Origin of the sequence: Faecalibacterium prausnitzii, from assembly GCF_003287495.1 — a bacterium.
Lineage (GTDB): Bacteria > Bacillota > Clostridia > Oscillospirales > Ruminococcaceae > Faecalibacterium > Faecalibacterium prausnitzii_I.
In genome coordinates this window covers 1-20,405 of sequence record NZ_PRLE01000006.1, presented here as the reverse complement: position 1 = coordinate 20,405, position 20,405 = coordinate 1, and the positions used below count along the sequence as shown (strand labels likewise).

The window sequence follows — 20,405 nt, the reverse complement described above, 5'->3', positions numbered from 1 at the left end:
AAAATAAGAGGGGCTTTATGCTAAAACGAAAAAAGGAGAAATTCAATCTCCGCAAACAAAAAGGCTGGCTGGCCGGCAGCAGTGCCACCCAGACCATCTGTGTCAGCTTTCTGCTGGTGATCGCGGCGGGCACGCTGCTGCTCAGCCTGCCCATTGCCAGCAAACAGGGGCGGCTGGGGCTGGTGGATGCCCTGTTCACGGCCACCAGCGCCACCTGCGTCACCGGCCTCGTCGTGCGGGACACCTGGACGCAGTTCACGTTTTTCGGGCAGGCAGTGCTGCTCCTCCTCATCCAGGTGGGCGGCCTTGGCCTTGTCACGCTGACCAGTTTCTTTGCGCTGGCGGCCCGGCGGCGGATGGGCTTCCGGGATCTGCGGCTGCTGGGCGAAAGCGTCTCGGCCGAAGGCCTTTCCAAGGCCACGGAGGTGCTTAAAATCGTCATCCGGCTGGCTGCGACCTTTGAGGCCATGGGTGCCGTGCTGCTCATGTTTGCGCTGGTGCCGCAGTTTGGCCCGGAGGGCATCTGGGTTAGCGTCTTTACGGCCATCTCGGCGTTCTGCAACGCGGGCTTTGACCTGTTCGGACGCTTCGGGGCGTATTCCTCCGTGGTACCCTATGGGAACAACTATTATGTGCAGGCCGTTATCATGTTCATGATCATGGCGGGCGGCCTGGGTTTCATGGTCTGGGTGGAGCTGGGCGAGTACCGCAAGCGCCGCCGCCTCTCGCTGCAGGCCCGGGTGGTGCTGGAATTTTCCCTCATTCTCTGGGTGCTGGGGGCTCTGCTCATCGGCCTGATGGAGTGGAACAACCCCGCCACCATGGGCGGGCTGAGCGTCCCGGGCAAGATCATGGCGTCGCTGTTCCAATCCGTTTCCACCCGTACCGCCGGCATGAATACCATTGACCTGGAAGCCTGCGGCCCGGTGACCAAGCTCTGGATGAGCATTCTGCAGTTCATCGGCGCGGCGCCGGGCTCCACGGGCGGCGGCGTCAAAGTGACCACCATTGCAGTGGTCATCCTGACCATCCGCAGTGTGGCACAGGGCCGGGATGACTGCGTCATCCATGACCACCACATTGAGTCCAAGACGATTTACCGCGCTCTGACCATCATTATGCTGGGTGCGGTGGCGGCGCTGGGCTCGGCAGTCGTCGTCTACTACAACAGCGCCGAGGCCGTCACCGTCATTGACGCGATCTTTGAATCCTGCTCGGCCTTTGGTACCGTGGGCCTCTCGGTGGGTGTCACCGGGCGGCTGAACACCGGGGCAAAGCTGCTGTATATGCTGGTCATGTTCATGGGCCGCGTGGGCCCCGTCTCGCTGGCCATCAGCCTGACGGCAAAACCGGACGACAACAAACGGAAAGTGATGCCGGTGGGGCATATCAACGTGGGTTAAAACCAAAAAGAACGTCTGCACAGTGTGCGGACGTTCTTTTTGGTTTGTAGAAGTTATTTGGAATACAGCTCCACGATGTTCAGCAGGATCTCGGTGGCCTTGTCCATCCGCTCCACGGTGGTGCACTCGCAGACGCCGTGAAAGTTGAAGCCGCCGGTGCCCAGGTTGGGGCAGGGCAGGCCGTTCCAGCTCAGGGTGGCACCATCGGTGCCGCCGCGGACCGGCTCTTCCTCGGGCTCCAGGCCTGCCATCCGGATGGCTTTGCGGGCGTTCTCCACCAGATGGAAGTGGGGCTTGATCTTCTCGATCATGTTCCGGTAGCTGTCCTTGATCTCCACTTCCACGGTGCCCTCGCCGTACTTGCCGTTCAGGTAGGCGGCGATTTGCATCAGGTTGTCTTTCTTGTACTGCAGCTTCTGGGCGTCGTGGTCGCGCAGGATGTAACCCAGCTTAGCGTCGGTGACGTCGCCGTACATCTGGCACAGGTGGTAGAAGCCCTGATAGCCCTCGGTGGTCTCAGGCCGTGCCATCACGGGCAGGGCGCTGTGGAACTCCAGCGCCACATTGGAGGCGTTGATCATGGCGTCCTTGGCGCTGCCCGGATGGACCGAGAAGCCGTGGATGGTGACGGTAGCGGAAGCGGCGTTGAAATTCTCGTACTCAATGCCGCCCACATCGCCGCCATCGACGGTATAGGCAAAGTCGGCCCCAAAGCCGGGGATGTCAAACAGGGAAGCGCCCTCGCCGATCTCCTCGTCGGGGGTAAAGGCGATGCAGACCTTGCCGTGGGGGCGGCCCTCGGCAAGCAGGGTCTCGGCGGCGGTCATGATCTCAGCCACACCGGCCTTGTCGTCCGCCCCCAGCAAGGTGGTGCCGTCGGTGGTGATAAGGGTCTCGCCTTTGAGCTCTTTCAGGAACGGGAACGTGGAGGTCTTCATGACCATCCCGGTGGCGGGCAGAGTCACATCGTTGCCGTCATAGTTCTCGTGGAGGATGGGGTTGACGTTTTCGCCGCTGGCATCCGGGGCAGTGTCCATGTGGGCGATGAGGCCCAGCGCGGGCAGCTTCTCGCAGCCGGGGGTGGCGGGCAGGGTGCCGTAGACGTAGCAGTGCTCGTCCACACGGGCGTCCTCGATGCCCAGATTCTTCATCTCCTCCACCAGCATGTGGGCGAGGTCGAACTCGCGGGCTGCGGAGGGGTGGGTGCCGGATTCGGGGTCCGAGGTGGTATACACCCGGGCGTATTGTAACAGTCGTTCGTAAGCACGCATAAGATGATGCTCCTTTATGATTTTGTTGCCTCTATCATACCCTTTTCGGGATCCAGAATCAAGTCTGCACTTTCTTCAATGGAATACTTTGCAAAATATCCCTCTTCCAGCGGGATCCAGCGCTGGGCAAAAGCGGGATACCGCGCCCCCTCCCGGGCCTGCAGGCGGCGGGTCTGCTCCGCCTTGGAGCAGGTGACGAAGACCCGCAGGTCATAACAATCGGCGAGGGCCGGGTGGTGGCTGTAACTGCCCTCCACGATGACCAGCCGCGCGGGCTGGCAGGAGACGGGCGGCAGATAGGCTCCCTCCCGGCAGGAGTATGCGATATAAGAAAACGGCTGCCCCGCCCGGGCAGGGTTCAGCACCTCGGCCCGCAGGCGCTTTAAATCCATGTTGGCGCAGGGGAGTGTTTCCCACCCCGGCACCCGCTGGGCAGGAGGGAGGTAGTAGTCGTCGGTGTGGATGGTCCGGCTGCCGGGAAACCGCTCTGCCAGCTGTGCCGCCAGCGTCGTTTTGCCGCTGCCGCACCGGCCGTCCAAAGCGATGAGGATGGGGCGTCCTGCGGCAGTGGAGAGCAGGGCAGTAATGGAATTGATGATAGGGGTAAGGCTGTTTGACGTCATAATTCTTTCCTGAATGTGAGGTTTCTGTATTCCAGTGTGGTACTGCCCCGGTGAAAGGTGCCGTTTTCGGTGGGGGTAAAGCCAAGAACACGCATGACGGCGCAGGAGCCGAGATTTTCCGCGGCAACATCAGCGAGAAATGTTTTAACGCCATTTTGTGCGCCAAATGCAACAACGGCCGTTACCATTTCTTTGGCATAGCCCTGCCGCCAGCGGGTGGGGTGGATGCAGTAACCGATATCCCAGCAGGTGCCGCCGTTTTTGATGACGGCGCAGCATGTACCAATGGGCTGGCCGGTGGCTTTGTCTTCGGCAATCATATAATAGCGGTCCGGTGCGTCGCTCAGATGCCGCAGCAGTTCCATGTACTCGTTCAGATCGTCAATGGCATCCAGCGGCGGATCGGAGAGATATTTCCCGGTGATGGGGTCGCCCCAGATGCAGAGCGCAAAGCCTGCATCCCGCGCTTCCTGCGGGCGCAGCCGAAGCCGGGGTGTTTCAAATGGTGTAAAATTCATTGTGGTTCCTCTTTTGTTTTCTCGTCAATTGACAAAAATATGGTATCGTAAGTTTTGTCGGAAATCGTATGGCGGGGCATCCACAAATTTTCTGAGCTGAGTATACCACACGGATGAAAGAAGCGCTATATTCAAGAGAAAGATAGCAGACAAGCAATCAATGCAACCCAATTGGCAAATGCGCATATAATGCGTATAATTGGCTTGAGAGGTGAAACCATGAAAGCAGTTTACCCTATCATTCTTACTCCCGCGGAGCGGGGATATGTTGTCTTTGTCCCTGACCTGGATATCAACACAGAGGGAGAAGACCTTGCGGATGCCATTGAAATGGCCCGGGACGCCATTGGTCTTTGGGGCATTACGGAAGAGGACGCAGGGCGGAAGATTCCGCAGGCATCCGGCACCATGCCCCACCCGGAAGAACAGGAGATCGTGACGCTGGTGGATATCGACTTTGCGGCATACCGCCGTGCCAATGATCTGCGCACAGTGCGGAAAAACGTGACGCTTCCTTCCTGGCTGAACGACCTGGCGGAGCGAAACGGCGTAAACTTTTCACAGGTATTACAGGAAAGTTTGAAAGAGCGCCTGCATGTAAGCAACCGGTGAAAGAATAAGATACCGGGCAGTTGAAAACGCTGAGTTTTGGCTGCCCGGTATTTTTCTTTTAAAACGCTTGAAAAAAGTTTCAAAAACCCGTTGACAACCACCCGAACCTGTGGTAAGATAATGCCACGTTAGAGATAACTAACCAAGAAGCGGCAAGGCAGGGACCAGCCGCGTTCTTTTCAGCATTTTGGTTAGCTGATTCTAACCGTCGCCCGCATAAAAGACAGGGCACCGGGGAACGATATCCCCGAAAGAAAGCACCCGATGGAGGAGACCAGACATGGAGCGAAATTTTGAAACCGTGATGATCGAGCAATGCGCCCCTGTACTGGCCGGGCTCAAGCCTGCAGGGCTGTTCCGCTATGAAACGCGGGACTGCGCGGACCTTGCCCGCCGCGTGCGCAGCTGGAACGAGCAGCTGGCCAGCAAGGGCCTCAGCGTCCGGGTGCTGAAAGGCTGTGTGCGGACGCACCAGTTCCTGATCTACGTTTACCGCGAAGCACGCCTGCGCGCGATCTTTGCGGACGAAGCAGTCCGCGCTTTTCTGGCACGGGAGGGATATCAGCTGCCCCAGGAGCAAGAGCAGACGGGGATCATGCTGACCCAGCTGTCCCGGCGGCTCTGCTGCTCGGCGGAGTTTCCGCATGAGATCGGCGTGTTTCTGGGCTATCCGCTGACCGATGTGGTGGGCTTTATTGAGAACCGGGGCCGCAACTTTACCTGCTGCGGCTGCTGGAAAGCCTACGGCGACCCCAACGCCGCCCGGCGCCATTTTGCACAGCTGAGCAAATGCACAGCCGTGTACCTGCGCCTGTTCCACAGCGGCACCCCCATTTCCCGCCTTGCGGTGGCGGCTTAAATTTTGACATTCTCTTCAAATACTCTCTTTTTATCCTGGCGCCCGCCTAAGCCTCCACGCGTCGGCGGGAAGAAATCCTCCTTTTGACACGCGGCCGCCCGGTGCAGAATGACCACTGCACCGGGCGGCTGTGTCATATCAGGAGCGGAAATCGTTGAAAACGCACCCATCAGAAGATGGAAAAATGTTTCAAAGTTTTTCGCAAAATACGAGCTATAAACGATGATAAGAGGAAAAGAGAAAATGAAGATCAAAAAGTTAGCACATATAAACTTTGCGGTTAGTGATTGTTACCTCTGCAAAAAATCTTGGGAAATTCGTGGACGAAAATTGTTTGTGTCTACAAACTGCTAAGAAATTATGAAAAAACTGTTGACAGAAAAGGTTAGTGAGTATAAACTATCGATGCTGATAGTTGCCACTGACTAACCTTTGCGGCGACTGCAGGAGAATAACAAAGGAGTGTGGAAGACATGATGCCTTTGACGATGGCAAAAGCGGGCGAGACCGTGACCATAAAAAAAATCACCGGCAAGGATGAGGTCCGCCAGCACCTGGCAGAGCTGGGTTTTGTGGTGGACAGCGAAGTGACCGTGGTGAACGAGATCGCAGGCAACCTGATCCTGCAGGTCAAGGAGAGCCGGATCGCACTGGACAAGACCATGGCGAACCGCATTATGATTGGCTAAACAGCGCCACAAGCTGTTTAGAGAGCTGCTCCGAAACTGGAATAGTCTCTCGTATAAAGACAAGTAGAGGAGGATCTATAATGAAGACTCTGAAAGACGTCAAGGTCGGCGAGACCGCAACGGTGGCAAAGCTGCATGGCGAAGGCCCCGTGAAGCGCCGCATCATGGACATGGGCATCACCAAGGGTGTTGAGATCTATGTCCGTAAGGTTGCCCCCCTGGGCGACCCCATGGAACTGACCGTGCGCAACTACGAGCTGAGCGTGCGCAAGGCCGACGCTGAAATGATCGAAGTGGTTTGATTCCAAAGAGAGGAAAGGACACGCAATGAGTATTAAAATTGCACTGGCCGGCAACCCGAACTGCGGTAAAACGACCCTGTTCAATGCACTGACCGGCTCGAACCAGTACGTCGGCAACTGGCCCGGCGTTACCGTTGAGAAGAAAGAGGGTAAGCTGAAAGGCGCGGAGGATGTCATCATCCAGGACCTGCCCGGTATCTACTCCCTGTCTCCGTACACTCTGGAAGAGGTCGTCGCCCGCAGCTATCTGGTCGGCGAGAAGCCTGATGCCATCCTGAACATCATCGATGGTACCAACATCGAGCGGAACCTGTACCTGACCACCCAGCTGATCGAGCTGGGCATCCCCGTGGTCATGGCTGTCAACATGATCGACCTGGTCCGTAAGAACGGCGATAAGATCGACCTGAAGAAGCTGAGCGAAGAGCTGGGCTGCCAGGCCGTTGAGATCAGCGCTCTGAAGAACGAGGGCAGCGAGAAAGCCGCTCAGATGGCTGCTGCCGCTGCCAAGGCTGGCAAGGTTGCCGAGCTGCCGCATGTCTTTACCGGCAGCGTGGAGCACGCCATTGCCCACATCGAGGAGTCCATCCAGGGCAAGGTCGATGACCGCTTCCAGCGCTGGTATGCCGTCAAGCTGTTCGAGCGCGACGACAAGGTCCAGGCAGAACTGAACCTCGACAAGGCCCTGCTGGATCACATCGACCAGCACATCAAGGACTGCGAGGCTGAGATGGACGATGACGCCGAGAGCATCATCACCAACCAGCGCTACGCTTACATCAACAGTGTTGTTTCCAAGGCTGTCAAGAAGAAGGCCCGTGTGGAGCACCTGACCGCTTCCGATAAGATCGACCAGATCGTGACCAACCGTATCCTGGCCCTGCCCATCTTTGCGGCCATCATGTACCTGATGTACTCCCTGTCCATGGGCACCTCCATTGCAGACGGCGGCTGGTCCATCGGTACCTTTGCAACGGACTGGACCAACGATGTCCTGTTCGGAGAGATCGTTCCCAATGTAGTGGGCGGCTTCCTGGAGAGCATCGGCGTGGCTGGCTGGCTGTACGGCCTGATCATGGACGGTATCGTGGCTGGTGTCGGCGCGGTGCTGGGCTTTGTTCCCCAGATGCTGGTCCTGTTCTTCCTGCTGTCCATCCTGGAGGATGTGGGCTACATGTCCCGTGTCGCGTTCATCATGGACCGTATCTTCCGCCGCTTCGGCCTGTCCGGTAAGAGCTTCATCCCTGTGCTGGTCGGCACTGGCTGCGGCGTCCCGGGCGTTATGGCTTCTCGTACCATCGAGAACGAGCGTGACCGCCGTATGACCATCATGACCACCTGCTTCATCCCCTGCGGCGCTAAGATGCCCATTATCGGCCTGATCGCGGGTGCTCTGTTCGGCGGCTCCTCTGTGGTTGCTGTTTCCGCTTACTTCATCGGCATGGCTGCCATCATCTGCTCCGGTATCATCCTGAAGAAGACCAAGATCTTCGCAGGGGACCCCGCTCCCTTCGTTATGGAGCTGCCCGCGTACCATGTGCCCGCCTGGGGCAATGTCTTCCGTGCTACCTGGGAGCGCGGCTGGTCTTTCATCAAGCGTGCTGGTACCGTCATTCTGGCCGCTACCGTGATCCTGTGGTTCCTGCAGGGCTTCGGCTTCGAGAACGGTGCCTTCGGTATGGTCGAGGATCAGGACAACTCCGTGCTGGCTGCTATCGCTACCAAGGTCGCATGGATCTTCGCTCCTCTGGGCTTCGGCAACTGGAAAGCAACCGTTGCTTCCGTCACCGGCCTGATCGCAAAGGAGAACGTTGTTGGTACGTTCGGCGTCCTGTACAACTTCGGCGGCGAGCTGTCTGAGAACGGTGATGAGATCTGGAGCGCTGTCGCTGCCGATTACACCGCTCTGTCTGCTTACGCGTTTATGATCTTCAACCTGCTGTGCGCTCCCTGCTTCGCTGCGATGGGCGCTATCAAGCGTGAGATGAACAACGGCAAGTGGACCGCGATCGCCATTGGCTATATGTGCGCTCTGGCTTACTGCGCGGCTCTGGTCGTGTACCAGCTGGGTGGCCTGATCACCGGTGAGGTCGGCTTCAACCTCTTCACCATCGTGGCTGCAGTTGTTCTGGTTGGCTTCATCTACCTGATGGTCCGTCCCAACAAGTATGTTGGCGACAATGAGGTCAAGATCGACGTCAAGAAGATCACTGCCAGCAAGTAATATCGCACGGTTTTGAAAGGAGTGCTTTTGTATGATGGAATTCCTGGCTGCCAACTTTAACCTGCCCACGATCATCGTTGGTGCAATCGTGTTTGGTGGCGTGATCTGGGTCACCTGGCACTCCCACAAACACGGCGGTGGCTGTGGTGGCTGCGGCGAGGGCGGCTGCAATGGAGATTGCGGAGGGTGCAGCGGATGCCATTGACGGAAGCGCACCTGCGGTATCTGCTGGCTATCTACGAAGTCTCGCAGACGCATCTGGACATCAGCTCCCGCAGCATTGCAGAGAAGCTGGGCGTGACCAAGCCCTCTGTAGTACGCATTATGAACCTGCTCATGGAGCGCGGCATGATCGTCAAAGAGCACTACGGGAAGATCTACATGACCGACCGCGGCATCTTTGTGGCCAAAGAAGTGCAGGCGCAGCTGGAGCGAGTGCTGCAGAATTTTCCTCCGGTCAACATTGAGCTGACGGAGGAGGAGCGCTTTGCGGCGGCGCTGGCCCTGACCTCCGCGCTGCCGGAGCGGGCCTTTGTGGGTGAGTACGAGCGCCTGTTCGGCACGGTCTCCGACGAAGCAGCCGAACCGGAAAAGGCGGGCTGAAAACCTGTAAGCCTATGTGTATTAAAAGAGCCAGTCTCACACGAGACTGGCTCTTTTGGCATTTTATGATTCAGAAAGTGTTTCCTCAGCAGAGATACCCCTCAAAGCAGTGGAGGTCTTCCGTTTTGACGATGCCCTCCAGGTAGAGGCCATCCTCCCGGTATTCTTCCACCTGCACGCTGCCCCGCTCCCGCATGGGGGCGGCAAGGCCCAGCTTATCATAGGGGAGCAGCACCCGGATGGTATGCACCCGGTCGCTGAGGGTCTCATCCAGCTTTTTGAGCAGGGCCTCCAGGCCGTAGCCCGTTTTGGCGCTGGTCAGCAGGATGTCCGGGTCAAAGCTGAGAGCACCGGGTTTGTCGCATTTGTTGTAAACGGTCAGGCGGGGGATGTCGGCACAGTCCAGACCATCCAAAACCTCGTCCGTGACGGCCAGCTGCTCTTCCCGCTGCTCATCGCCGGCGTCGGCCACCCGGACGATGACGTCCGACCAGGCGGCTTCCTCCAGCGTGGATTGGAACGCCTCCACCAGATTGTGGGGCAGGCGAGAGACGAAGCCGACGGTGTCCACCAGAAGCACGGCCATGCCACTGGGCAGTACCAGCTTCCGGCTGGTGGGGTCCAGGGTGGCGAACAGCATGTCCGCCTCAGCGACGCTGGGGCCGCACAGGGCATTCATCAGGCTGGATTTGCCCACGTTGGTGTAGCCGACAAGGCTGACCACGGGCATCCCGGTTTTGGCGCGGGCCTTGCGGCTCTCGCCCCGGCGCTTTTCCATCTCGGCCAGTTTTTCGGCCAGTGCGTCGATGCGGGCGTGGACATGGCGGCGGTCCAGTTCCAGTTTGGTCTCACCGGCACCGCGGCGGGCACCACCGCCGCCGCCACCGCCGCCGCCCTGACGGCTCAGGCTCTCGCCCATGCCCTGCAGGCGGGGCAGGCGGTAGCGCAGCAGGGCCAGCTCGGTCTGCAGTTTCCCCTCGTTGGTCACGGCGCGGCTGCGGAAAATTTCCAGGATGAGCATGGTGCGGTCAATGACTTCCATGCCGCCCAGCGCTGTGGAGATGTTGCGGATCTGGCTGCCAGTCAGTTCGCCGTCAAACACGGCGCACTCCGCGCCCAGTTCGGCGGCCGCTGCCGCAGCCTCTTCCAGCTTGCCGCTGCCCAGCACGATGCCGGTCTCGGGCGTCTGGCGCTTCTGGGTCACCTCGGCCACGGCTTCCATATGGTTGGCTTCGCACAGGGCCGAAAGCTCGGCCAGGCTCCGCTCACAGTCCCACAGGCCCTGATCCAGTGCCAGCAGGATGACTTTCGTCGGGGGTGTTTCCACTAAGATATCGTAAAGCTCGCTCAAAATAAATCCTCTTATTTATACAAAGTGTTGTAATGCTCTCTCGTGAGCGCATAGCATTTGCAGGAGACAGGTGTACCGTCAAATTTATGGTACTCGGCGTCATGGTGGTAGACAAAGCCCGCCTTTTGCATCACCCGGCCACTGGCAGGGTTGGCAGCGGCGTGGCAGCAGGCCAGCCAGTTACTATTTGTATTTTTGAACCAGTATTCTACAACCGCGCGGAGGGCTTCGGTGGTAAAGCCCTTGTTCCACCACGCTTTGCCGATGCAGTATCCCGGCTCCCAGATGCCCTCGGAAAGATCCAGCCCGGGCCACGCGGCTTTCTGCTGAGGCTCCCCCAGCAGGCTGTTATAGATGCTGATGGAGCCGAACACCTGCCCGGTGGCTTTTTCCACAATGGCCCACTGGTAGTAATCCTCGTTGGGGTAGAGGGTGGCCCATGCCTCCAGCAGCTGGCGGGTCTCAGCCGCGTTTTTGTGCGGCTCCCACCGCAGAAAACGGGTCACGTCCGGGTCATTGGCCCAGTTGACGTACATCCTGTTGGCATCTTCCGACAAAAGGCGGCGCAGAATCAGCCGCGGCGTTTCGATCTCCTGTGTGCCTGCATGGCGCATGTTCCATCACTCCGTTCTGTATTGAAAGTACGCATAGGATAGCACAAATTTACCGGGAACGCAAGGGAAGTGCAGAAAACCCTCCGCAAAAGGTGCTTGACAACCGCGTAAACTTTATTAAACTGAAGATAAATGAGAAAACTCCCCGGTTTCCCGGGGAGCGCGGCTCAGCTGCGAAGCAGGTCCTTTTTCAGGATGGAAGCCCAATCGCTTTTGCCATAGAGGAACCGAAGAACCATGACAGTATGGGAGGGCTCATGAATCTGGTAAAACAGAAGATAATTCTGCACCGGGATGAAATGAATCTGATGAATGACTAGAATGGGATCGCCGATCACTGGAAAACGGGCTGGAAACGACTCCAAGGAATCAACGCAGTCGATTGTATTCCCAAGCAGGCGTCGGCCAGCAATCGGATTCTTCAGCTGGAGCGTGACGTAGCGGACAGATTCATGGATATCCTGTTCCGCTGTGTTGGAAAGTTCAACGGTATAATTCATTCACGCCCCCAATGATTCAGCAACTCGGCTTTGACATCTTTCCAGGGGCGTGTCCGCCCTGCGGCAACATCATCGAGCCCCTCCTGGAGCTTGACATACAGCTCAAAGCGGCTGGTCAGTGCTTCATAGGTCTCAATGCTCATGACGGCGAGATCACCCTTGCCGTTTTTGGTGATGAACACGGGTTCTGCATAGTCATGGCAGAAAGTGGAAATCTCATTGTAGTTGTTGCGCAGGTCTGCGCTGGAACGAATCTTAGGCATGGAGGACACCTCTCTTTCATACAAAAATTATATCAGAATTTCTTTATACAATCAAGAAAAAAGATAAAGGAGACCCAAACATGATCGACGTGCGTGCACATCTGGCCCGGAAACCGCTTTTGTTTGATGGCGGCATGGGTACCTATTATAAAGCCAAGCCCGGTACGGAGTGTGAGCAGGGCAACCTGCTGGACCCGGCGGGCGTGCGGAAAGTTCACCGGGAGTACCTGGCAGCCGGCGCGGAGGCCATCAAGACCAATACGTTTGGCCTGCCCCGGATGGCGGCGGCACGGCAGCCGGACTGGCAGGCGCTGGCCCGTGCAGGCTGGAAGCTGGCGGCAGAAGCCGCTGTGGAGACGGGAGCGGCCGTTTTTGCGGACCTGGGCCCGGCTCCGGATACCGAGGCTGCCCCGGCGGGAAGCATCTACACGGCAGTGGCCCGCTGTTTTGTGGAACAGGGGGCAAAGAACTTCCTGTTTGAGACCCTGAGCTCGGACGCCGGTGTGCTGGAGGCCGTGCAGGCCGTCAAGGCGCAGGTGCCGGATGCCTTTGTGCTGGTCTCCTTTGCGGTGCTGCCGGATGGCTACACCCGGGAGGGCATGTACAGCAAAGACCTGGTCCGCCGGATGACGGAGAGCGGCATTGTGGACGCGGTGGGCTTCAACTGTGTTTCGGCCCCGGGTGCCATGCGGACACTGGTACAGCAGCTGGGCAGCACGGCCCTGCCGCTGTCGGTCATGCCCAACGCGGGCTACCCGGTGGTTACCCGCACCCAGGTAAAGTATCAGGGCAAGCCGGAATACTTCGCCAAAGAGCTGGCCCGAATTGCGGCGGAAGGGGTTCGGATCCTGGGCGGTTGCTGCGGCACCACTCCGGCTCACATTGCCGCCCTGCGGGCAGCGCTGGATTCTCTGCCTGCTGTGGAAAAAGCGGCCCCGGCAGTGCAGGTTTCCACCCCGGAAGCACCGACGGTGGAAAAAGATGACGCGTTCCTGCGCAAGCTGAACGCTGGCAAAAAGGTGATCGCCATTGAGCTGGATTCCCCCAAGGATGCCGACCTGACCAACTATCTGGCTGGCGCAAAGCGGCTGCAGGCGGCGGGAGCTGATCTGCTGACCATCGCGGACTGCCCCATTGCCCGGGCCCGGATGGATTCCTCCCTCGTGGCCTGCCGGGTGCACCGGGAGCTGGGGCTCTGCACCCTGCCCCACATGACCTGCCGTGACCGCAACCTCAACGCCACCAAGGCCCTGCTGCTGGGCCTGTACGCTGAGGGGGTACGGGAAGTGCTGGCCATCACGGGCGACCCCATCCCCACGGCAGAGCGGGACGAGGTGAAGAACGTCTACCAGTTCAACTCCCGCAAGCTGGCCCAGTATATCGTTTCGCTGGCAGGGGAGGGCCGGGAGATGCCCAGCCCCATGACAGTCTTCGGTGCCCTGAACCTCAACGCCCGCAATTTTGAGGTGGAGCTGCGCCGGGCGGGCGAAAAGCTGGAAAACGGCATGTCCGGGTTCCTGACGCAGCCGGTCCTCTCGGAGCAGGCCGTGGAGAACCTCCGCCACACCCGGGAGACGCTGGGCGAGCGGGCAAAAATTCTGGCCGGCATCATGCCGGTGGTCAGCCAGCGGAACGCGATCTTTATGGAGAACGAAGTCAACGGCATCCATGTGGCAGAGGACATCATGGAAGCCTTTGCAGGCCTCGACCGGGAGCAGGGCGAGGCACTGGGCCTGGAGATCTCCCTCAAGATGGCCCGGGAGGCCCTGCCCTACGCAGACGGTTTCTACCTGATGACGCCGTTCAACCGGGTGGCGCTGATGGAGCGGCTGATCGCCCGGCTGAAGACAGAACTATTGCAGGAACAATAAAAAAGCAATTGACAAATCGAACAAAAACCGCTATTATCTTTTATAACAAATGCGATGAAAAAGAGTGCGCGCTGCAGTCCGCTTTTCCAGAGAGCCGGGGTAGGTGAAAGCCCGGCAGAGCGGCGCGGTGCGCTGTCACTTTTGAGCAGAGGCGGGGAATGGAGTAGTCGCCTCCGGTTCTGCCCCACGTTATCGGGGCATCAAGGGGCGCGGGCCGCAGTGTCTGCGCAATTTGGGTGGTACCGCGGTATGTAGATTTACAGCCGTCCCATGGGAAATTTCCGTGGGGCGGCTTTTTTGCTCCCTGCGGACCAAAACGTTTGGGAGGTTACAATGAAAGAACTCGCAAAACAGTATGATCCGAGCCAGGTGGAAGACCGTATCTATCAGTTCTGGCTGGATGGCGGCTACTTCCACACGAAGGCCGACCCCGACAAGAAGCCCTATACCATCGTGATGCCGCCACCGAACGTTACCGGCCAGCTGCACATGGGCCATGCGGTGGATAACACCATGCAGGACATCCTCATCCGCACCAAGCGGATGCAGGGCTACGCCGCCCTGTGGGTGCCCGGCACCGACCACGCTTCCATCGCCACCGAGGCCAAGGTCGTGGAGGCCATGCGTGCCGAGGGCCTGACCAAGGAGATGGTGGGCCGCGACGGTTTCCTGGAGCGTGCCTGGGCCTGGAAGACCAAGTACGGCAACCGCATTGTCAGCCAGCTGAAAAAGCTGGGCAGCAGCTGCGACTGGGACCGCGAGCGGTTCACCATGGACGAGGGCTGCTCCGAGGCTGTCAAGGAAGTCTTTGTCCGCCTGTATGATCAGGGCCTGATCTACCGCGGCAACCGGATGGTCAACTGGTGCCCCCACTGCAACACCTCCATTTCCGATGCCGAGGTGGAGTATGAGGAGAAAGACGGCCACTTCTGGCACCTGCTCTACCCCGTCAAGGAGACGGGCGAGATGCTGGAGCTGGCTACCACCCGCCCCGAGACCATGCTGGGCGATACCGCTGTGGCCATCAACGGCGAGGATCCCCGCTATGCACATCTGCATGGCTGCCATGTCATCCTGCCGCTGCTGAACAAAGAGATCCCCATCGTCTGCGACGAGCACGCCGACATGACCAAGGGCACCGGCGTCGTCAAGATCACTCCGGCCCATGACCCCAACGACTTTGAGGTCGGCCTGCGCCATGAGCTGCCCATCGTCCGCGTCTTTACCTACGACGGCCACATGACCGGCGCTGCCGACAAGGCCGCTGCCGACGCTCTGTTTGCCGCGGGCAAGAACACCGTCAACGAGCCCCATGTGCTGGACTGCGGCAAGTATGCCGGCATGACCACCCTCGAGGCCCGGAAGGCCATCCTGGCCGATCTGGAGGCCGGCGGCTTCCTGAAAGAGACCGAGCCCCTCAAGCACGAGGTGGGCACCTGCTACCGCTGCCACTCCACCATTGAGCCCATGATCTCCAAGCAGTGGTTCGTCAAGATGGAGCCTCTGGCAAAGCCTGCCATTGAGAGCGTGGAAAAGGGCGATATCAAGTTTGTGCCCGAGCGTTTCACCAAGAACTATATGAACTGGATGAAGAACACCCGTGACTGGTGCATCAGCCGCCAGCTGTGGTGGGGCCACCAGATCCCGGCCTGGTACTGCGATGACTGCGGCGAGACCGTGGTCGCCAAGAGCGCGCCCTGCGCCTGCCCCAAGTGCGGCGGCACCAAGCTCACCCAGGACCCCGACACGCTGGATACCTGGTTCTCCTCCGCACTGTGGCCGTTCAGCACCCTGGGCTGGCCCAATGAGGAGAGCGCGGACCTGAAGTATTTCTACCCCACCAACACGCTGGTGACGGGCTATGATATCATTGGCTTCTGGGTCAGCCGCATGATCTTCTCCGGCCTGGCCTACACCGGCAAGGCTCCGTTTGACACCGTCTGCATCCATGGCATCGTCCGCGACAGCCAGGGCCGCAAGATGTCCAAGAGCCTGGGCAACGGCATTGACCCGCTGGAGGTCATTGCTAAGTACGGTGCCGATGCCCTGCGCTTCATGCTGGTGGATGGCTCCACCCCGGGCAACGATATGCGTTACAGCGAGAAGAAAGTGGAGGCTGCCCGCAACTTTGCCAATAAGCTGTGGAACGCCACCCGCTTTGTGCTGATGAACCTGCCCGAGGACTTCCAGCCCGGCCTGCCCAGTGAGGATAAGCTGGACATGAGCGACAAGTGGGTGCTGACCAAGCTGAACCAGGTGGCCGGTGCCATGAGCGACAACCTCGACCACTACGAGATGGGCCTGGCGGCTGCCAAGATCAACAGCTTCATCTGGGATGTCTACTGCGACTGGTTCATCGAGATCGCAAAGCCCCGCCTGAACTCCGGCGACGCGGAGCAGGCCGACACCGCCCGCCGTGTGCTGGTGTATGTGCTGGACAAGGCCCTCAAGCTGCTGCATCCGTTCATGCCCTTCATCACCGAAGAGCTGTATCAGGCTCTGCCCGGCTCTGCCGAGACCATCATGACCCAGCCCTGGCCCACCGTGGACGAGAGCCACAACTGGACCGCGGAGGAAGAGGCTTTTGAGAAAGTCATGGACTACATCAAAGCCGTGCGTACCATGCGCACCGAGATGAATGTCCACCCGGCCAAGAAGACCAGCATGATCATTGAGACGGCGGATGCCGCTCCGTTCCAGAGCGCGCAGGTCTATCTGGCCAAGTTTGCCTTTGCCACCGATGTGACCTTTACCGCCAAGTACGAGGGCGGCACCGACGGCATGGTGCAGGTGTCCACCCATGCGGCCCGCGGCTTTATCCCCATGATGGAGCTGATCGACCGCGAGAAAGAGCTGGCCCGCCTGAACAAGGAAAAGGCCAAGGCGGAAAAAGAGCTGGCCATGTTTGAGAACCAGCTCAACAACCCCAAGTTCGTCGAGCGTGCCCCGGCGGCTCTGGTGGAAGAGATCCGCAATAAGCACGCCAAGAGCCAGGATAAGCTGGCCAACATCGAGCAGAGCATCAAGGCTCTGGGCTGAGCATGTCAGAACAGAACCCGCGCACTTCTCCCTGGCTCATCGCCGGGCGGGTGATCTTTACGCTGGCGCTCATCGGCTGCATCGCGTTCATCTTCTCCAACTCCATGCAGATCGGCGTGGTGTCGGAGGGGGCCAGCGGCCGTGTGCTCCGCTTGGTACAGCGGGTGCTCACCCGGCTGGGGATGCCCGGCCTTGCATCCCACATCACCATGCATTTCATCCGCAAGCTGGCACATTTCTGCGAGTATGCCCTGGAGGGCTTCCTGCTCATGCTCTGCCTGCGGGTGTACACCCGGCATTTTGTCCGGCACATGTCCTGGCCCATTCTGGGAGGCCTGCTCACGGCCCTGACGGATGAGACCATCCAGCTCTTCTCCCCAGGGCGGAGCAGTCAGGTGCTGGACGTCTGGCTGGATTTTATGGGCGTGCTGGCCGGGCTGCTGGTGGGGCTGTTCCTGCTGGCACTCTGCCGGATGTGCGCTTTGCTCTATAAACATCGAAACGAGGATTGACCGAATGACTCCATACGAGGCAAATCACTATTTTGAGACTCTGCCGGAGGGCTTTGCCCCGGCGGAGGAACTGCGTGCCGCCCTGCCCGCTGCGGTGCAGCAGGTGCAGTTTGTCGGCGTGGCGGGCACGGCAGGCAAGACGGCCACGGCAGGCCTGCTGGGGGCCATCCTGCAGGCAGCCGGTTTTGTCACGGGCCTGTACCATGCCGGGTGTGAGCCGCTTGCGGCCCGCATCCGGGTGCAGGGTGCTCCGGTGGACGAGGTGCTTTTCCGTGAGGCCGCGGAAAAGCTGTCTGCCGCCAAGCCTCTTCCCCGCGCCGCTGCAGAGCTGGCCGCTGCCGCCATTTGTTTTGGCGCGGCAGGCTGTAAGCTGGCTGTGGTGGAGCTGCCGGATGCCGGTCTGGCAGCGGCTCTGCCCGCCATGCCGGTCTGCGCGGTAACGGCCATCGGCCCGGACGGCATCAGCCGCTCTGTGGAGCGCTCGGCCGCGCTGGCTGCCGGTGTCATGCGGGAGGGTTCTCTCTGCGTCACCGCGCCGGAGCAGCCCAAAGCAGCCCTCAGTGAGCTCATCGTGGCTGCCGGCAAGTGCAATTGTGAGCTGGTGGTGCCCGACCCCGAGGACATCACGTTCCTGGAAGCCGAGAAGTTTACCAGCAAGGTGGATTACGGCGGATACACGGTCCCGCTGGCGTTCCTGGGCCGCCACGCGGCAGGCAATGCGGCCATTGCCGTCGAAATGGCGCTCGCACTCTGGCGCAAGGGCTTTGAGATCCCCGATGAGGCCATTCTGGAGGGCCTTGCGGCCGTCGAGAACCGCAGCAGCATCCGGGTCCTTTCCCAGAAGCCTCTGGTCATTCTGGACGCCTGCCGCACCCCGCAGCAGGCTGCTGCCCTCCTGCGGGTGCTCAACATGGCCAAAGTGCGCCACATGAGCGCCGTGGTCGGACTGTCCGAGGAGGAGGGAGCCGAGGCGTTTTTCACGGCGCTGGAAAACGGCCTGACCCCCGAGGAACAGAAAAAAGACAAGCAGACCATGCCGGGCATGGGGGAAAACCCGTTCGACCAGGTCTTCCTCGTCACACCGTCGGGTGTGGAGGCAGCCTTGACCGAGCGCCTGCTGGAAAAGGCCCGCTACCACTTTGACGCCGTCCTCTGCGAGAGCCTGGACGAGGCTGTGAAGCAGGCCAAAGCCAACAGCCGCCGAGGCCTTCTGGTCTGTGGCAGTGAGGCCATCGCCCTGGAAGCGGCAAAGCTGCTGGAAACCATCTGAGCGACACGCTTCTCTAAAAAATAACGCAAAAGCTCTGTACACTGAGAGTATCTCGTGTGCAGAGCTTTTTATTTTTGCAAAAAAGGAGATGGACAAGCCATGGCAACGGTCACATTCAGCGCGGCAGACGATGTGCTGTACGCCTATCTGGCGGGCGAGATCGACCACGACGCGGCGCAGAACCTGCGCATCCAGCTGGACGATGCCCTGCTGAACCGTACGCCCCGCACGCTGGTGCTGGATTTTGGCGGGGTGGGATTTATGGATTCCTCCGGCATCGGGCTGATCTTAGGACGGCAGCGCTGTGCCCGGACATTGGGCGGCACCCTGCGGATCCAGCACGCGCCCGAAGCGCTGCGGCGGGTGCTTCAGTTGGCGAATATCCCCTGCGTGGGCGGGGAGTCAGGAGAAACGATATGAAAGCAGAAAACAGTACGAAGATCCAGTTCGACTCCCTCAGTGTCAATGAGGCATTTGCCCGGGGGGCCGCGGCCGCCTTTCTGGCCCGGTATGACCCCACCGTACCCCAGTTGGCCGATATCAAGACAGCCGTTTCAGAAGCCGTCACCAACTGCATCGTCCACGCTTACCCGGACCGGGTCGGCCCTGTGGTGCTTACGCTGGCCGTCTATCCGGGGCGGCTGGTCCGGATCACGATAGCGGACAAAGGCATTGGCATCCCGGATATCCCCAAGGCCATGGAACCGCTTTTTACCACAGGCAACCCGGAGGAGCGCTCCGGCCTGGGGTTCGCGGTCATGCAGAGCTTTATGGATAAGGTCACGGTGCACTCTGTTCCCGGGCGAGGCACCCGTGTGACTCTGACCAAGCGGCTGGACGAGCGGGCATCCTCTACATAAAAAGAGAAAGAGGGAGCGGCTATGGTATCCGACAAGACCCGACGCAGCGCGTTCATTGAACAGAATCTGGGGCTGGTGCATTCCTGCGCCGGGCGGTTCCGGGGGAGAGGATTGGAATACGATGACCTCTACAGTGCCGGGTGTATGGGGCTGATCAAAGCTTATGACGGTTTTGATGAGACAAGAGGTGTTTGTTTTTCCACCTATGCTGTCCCGGTGATTTTGGGCGAAATCAAAAAGCTGTTCCGGGATGGGGGAACCGTAAAGGTCAGCCGCTCCTTAAAAGAGCTCAGTCTGCGGATCAATGCGGCCCGGGAGCATCACCGGAAGCTCTGCGGGACAGAACCGACGCTTTCGCAGCTGTCGGAAGAGCTGGGAGAGAGCGTGGAAAATATCACCCTTGCCATTCAGGCCGCACAGCCTGCCCTCAGCCTGACCCCGGAAAACCGGGAGGACGACGACCACCAGATGGATATTCCGGTAGAATCCCCGGAAGAGGAGTTGACGGATAAAATCGGTCTGGCCGAGGTGTTGGAAAGTCTGCCCGAGCAGGACAGGCTTTTGATCAAGCTGCGCTTTTATGCCAACCGCACCCAGAGCGAGACCGCAAAACTCTTGCATACGACGCAGGTGCAGATCTCCCGGCGGGAGAGGAAGATCTTAAAGCTTATGCGGATACGCCTTTTGGAAGAACCGTAGTGGAATAACCAGAAAAATACACGAAAAACTGGGCAAAAAGTAAAAGGCGGACTTTTCAAGAAAAAAACTGAAAAAAGGTCTTGCTTTTTGCCGGATGCTGTGCTAAAATACATTCACGTCAGGCGAGCGTCTGACAAAAACGCCTCAAAAAAGAACGAAGTTCGATGAGTTCTTCAAAAAGAAATCGAAAAACTTCAAAAAAACAGCTTGACAAGTTATCACACAAGTGATAAAATAAATAAGCTGTCAGCCAAACGGCTGAGGCGCTTACAGGACCTTGAAAATTGAACAATATCGAAAAACTTGTAACGGAACCTATTTT

24 protein-coding genes and 1 other annotated feature are annotated in these 20,405 nt (G+C 59.1%); of the genes, 15 read left to right on the top strand and 9 right to left on the bottom strand.

From position 1 onward, the window contains the following. Window positions 1-17 precede the first annotated feature (17 nt). Entirely contained in the window at window positions 18-1,403 is a 1,386-nt protein-coding gene (locus C4N22_RS10500; RefSeq protein ID WP_112148946.1) for a TrkH family potassium uptake protein, read from the top strand. Window positions 1,404-1,456: 53 nt separating this feature from the next. Here C4N22_RS10500 and pepT read toward each other — a convergent pair whose 3' ends face one another. From pepT to C4N22_RS10485, 3 genes are read right to left on the bottom strand one after another with little or no spacing between them, the layout of a single operon-like run. Continuing rightward, on the bottom strand, window positions 1,457-2,674 hold the full coding sequence (pepT, locus tag C4N22_RS10495) for a peptidase T (protein ID WP_112148945.1): 1,218 nt from the start codon (window positions 2,672-2,674) through the stop codon (window positions 1,457-1,459). A 14-nt stretch (window positions 2,675-2,688) separates the two neighbouring features. Next, window positions 2,689-3,297, bottom strand: coding sequence for a uridine kinase family protein (locus tag C4N22_RS10490; RefSeq protein WP_112148944.1), 609 nt, complete (start codon window positions 3,295-3,297; stop codon window positions 2,689-2,691). Continuing rightward, window positions 3,294-3,815 (bottom strand): GNAT family N-acetyltransferase, encoded by a 522-nt coding sequence (locus tag C4N22_RS10485; protein ID WP_112148943.1) that lies wholly within the window; start codon window positions 3,813-3,815, stop codon window positions 3,294-3,296. The genes C4N22_RS10490 and C4N22_RS10485 overlap by 4 nt, the downstream gene beginning before the upstream one ends. A gap of 219 nt (window positions 3,816-4,034) precedes the next feature. On the opposite strand from C4N22_RS10485, the gene C4N22_RS10480 reads away from it, so the two are divergent. Then, window positions 4,035-4,427: a type II toxin-antitoxin system HicB family antitoxin gene (locus C4N22_RS10480; protein WP_022256100.1), complete on the top strand. Its 393-nt coding sequence runs from the start codon at window positions 4,035-4,037 to the stop codon at window positions 4,425-4,427. A 280-nt stretch (window positions 4,428-4,707) separates the two neighbouring features. Then, window positions 4,708-5,286: a DUF3793 family protein gene (locus C4N22_RS10475; RefSeq protein WP_112115010.1), complete on the top strand. Its 579-nt coding sequence runs from the start codon at window positions 4,708-4,710 to the stop codon at window positions 5,284-5,286. On the opposite strand, the gene C4N22_RS12780 is transcribed toward C4N22_RS10475, so the two are convergent. Beyond that, window positions 5,283-5,540, bottom strand: a complete 258-nt coding sequence (locus C4N22_RS12780) for a hypothetical protein (protein WP_146746527.1) — start codon at window positions 5,538-5,540, stop codon at window positions 5,283-5,285. The two genes, C4N22_RS10475 and C4N22_RS12780, sit on opposite strands and share 4 nt — an antisense overlap. Window positions 5,541-5,759: 219 nt before the next feature. Here C4N22_RS12780 and C4N22_RS10470 point away from each other — a divergent pair, with 219 nt between their 5' ends. The 5 genes from C4N22_RS10470 (at window position 5,760) to C4N22_RS10450 (ending at window position 9,104) form a co-directional block, all read left to right on the top strand. Next, complete coding sequence (locus C4N22_RS10470) at window positions 5,760-5,975, top strand: FeoA family protein (RefSeq protein WP_022256098.1); 216 nt, start codon at window positions 5,760-5,762, stop codon at window positions 5,973-5,975. A gap of 80 nt (window positions 5,976-6,055) precedes the next feature. Further along, window positions 6,056-6,277 (top strand): FeoA family protein, encoded by a 222-nt coding sequence (locus C4N22_RS10465; RefSeq protein ID WP_005944554.1) that lies wholly within the window; start codon window positions 6,056-6,058, stop codon window positions 6,275-6,277. 25 nt (window positions 6,278-6,302) lie between these two features. Further along, window positions 6,303-8,501, top strand: coding sequence for a ferrous iron transport protein B (feoB, locus tag C4N22_RS10460; RefSeq protein ID WP_112148942.1), 2,199 nt, complete (start codon window positions 6,303-6,305; stop codon window positions 8,499-8,501). A gap of 31 nt (window positions 8,502-8,532) precedes the next feature. Next, complete coding sequence (locus C4N22_RS10455; protein ID WP_022256096.1) at window positions 8,533-8,706, top strand: hypothetical protein; 174 nt, start codon at window positions 8,533-8,535, stop codon at window positions 8,704-8,706. Next, on the top strand, window positions 8,697-9,104 hold the full coding sequence (locus C4N22_RS10450) for a metal-dependent transcriptional regulator (RefSeq protein WP_112148941.1): 408 nt from the start codon (window positions 8,697-8,699) through the stop codon (window positions 9,102-9,104). The genes C4N22_RS10455 and C4N22_RS10450 overlap by 10 nt, the downstream gene beginning before the upstream one ends. Before the next feature lie 85 nt (window positions 9,105-9,189). Here the strand turns inward: C4N22_RS10450 and hflX are convergent, their stop codons facing one another. The 4 genes from hflX to C4N22_RS10430 form a co-directional block, all read right to left on the bottom strand. Beyond that, window positions 9,190-10,455, bottom strand: a complete 1,266-nt coding sequence (gene hflX, locus C4N22_RS10445) for a GTPase HflX (RefSeq protein ID WP_112148940.1) — start codon at window positions 10,453-10,455, stop codon at window positions 9,190-9,192. Between the two features lie 11 nt (window positions 10,456-10,466). Beyond that, window positions 10,467-11,069, bottom strand: coding sequence for a GNAT family N-acetyltransferase (locus C4N22_RS10440; protein WP_112148939.1), 603 nt, complete (start codon window positions 11,067-11,069; stop codon window positions 10,467-10,469). A 167-nt stretch (window positions 11,070-11,236) separates the two neighbouring features. Continuing rightward, on the bottom strand, window positions 11,237-11,569 hold the full coding sequence (locus C4N22_RS10435; RefSeq protein WP_112148938.1) for a type II toxin-antitoxin system RelE/ParE family toxin: 333 nt from the start codon (window positions 11,567-11,569) through the stop codon (window positions 11,237-11,239). Continuing rightward, window positions 11,566-11,832: a type II toxin-antitoxin system Phd/YefM family antitoxin gene (locus tag C4N22_RS10430; RefSeq protein WP_112148937.1), complete on the bottom strand. Its 267-nt coding sequence runs from the start codon at window positions 11,830-11,832 to the stop codon at window positions 11,566-11,568. Before C4N22_RS10430 ends, C4N22_RS10435 begins: the two co-directional genes overlap by 4 nt. Before the next feature lie 80 nt (window positions 11,833-11,912). On the opposite strand from C4N22_RS10430, the gene C4N22_RS10425 reads away from it, so the two are divergent. The 7 genes from C4N22_RS10425 to C4N22_RS10395 all read left to right on the top strand — a co-directional run bounded on the left by C4N22_RS10425 (window position 11,913) and on the right by C4N22_RS10395 (window position 20,083). Beyond that, entirely contained in the window at window positions 11,913-13,703 is a 1,791-nt protein-coding gene (locus tag C4N22_RS10425) for a bifunctional homocysteine S-methyltransferase/methylenetetrahydrofolate reductase (RefSeq protein ID WP_112148936.1), read from the top strand. Between the two features lie 45 nt (window positions 13,704-13,748). Beyond that, window positions 13,749-13,977 (top strand) — a binding site (T-box leader). Window positions 13,978-14,036: 59 nt separating this feature from the next. Then, complete coding sequence (locus C4N22_RS10420; RefSeq protein ID WP_112148935.1) at window positions 14,037-16,742, top strand: valine--tRNA ligase; 2,706 nt, start codon at window positions 14,037-14,039, stop codon at window positions 16,740-16,742. 2 nt (window positions 16,743-16,744) lie between these two features. Then, the gene (locus tag C4N22_RS10415) at window positions 16,745-17,254 is read left to right on the top strand and encodes a VanZ family protein (protein ID WP_112115001.1); all 510 of its coding nucleotides are present in this window, start codon (window positions 16,745-16,747) and stop codon (window positions 17,252-17,254) included. 4 nt (window positions 17,255-17,258) lie between these two features. Further along, a complete protein-coding gene (locus C4N22_RS10410; protein ID WP_112148934.1) occupies window positions 17,259-18,524 on the top strand; it encodes a folylpolyglutamate synthase in 1,266 nt (421 codons plus the stop codon). A 99-nt stretch (window positions 18,525-18,623) separates the two neighbouring features. Continuing rightward, complete coding sequence (locus C4N22_RS10405; protein WP_022256086.1) at window positions 18,624-18,944, top strand: anti-sigma factor antagonist; 321 nt, start codon at window positions 18,624-18,626, stop codon at window positions 18,942-18,944. Then, window positions 18,941-19,384 carry an anti-sigma F factor gene (gene spoIIAB / locus C4N22_RS10400; protein ID WP_112148933.1) on the top strand — a complete coding sequence of 148 codons (444 nt, stop codon included), beginning with the start codon at window positions 18,941-18,943 and terminating at the stop codon, window positions 19,382-19,384. The genes C4N22_RS10405 and spoIIAB overlap by 4 nt, the downstream gene beginning before the upstream one ends. Window positions 19,385-19,405: 21 nt before the next feature. Continuing rightward, the gene (locus C4N22_RS10395; RefSeq protein WP_022256084.1) at window positions 19,406-20,083 is read left to right on the top strand and encodes a sigma-70 family RNA polymerase sigma factor; all 678 of its coding nucleotides are present in this window, start codon (window positions 19,406-19,408) and stop codon (window positions 20,081-20,083) included. 118 nt (window positions 20,084-20,201) lie between these two features. On the opposite strand, the gene C4N22_RS12985 is transcribed toward C4N22_RS10395, so the two are convergent. Further along, window positions 20,202-20,405: hypothetical protein (locus C4N22_RS12985; RefSeq protein ID WP_207657324.1), on the bottom strand; the 204-nt coding region annotated here is incomplete at its 5' end.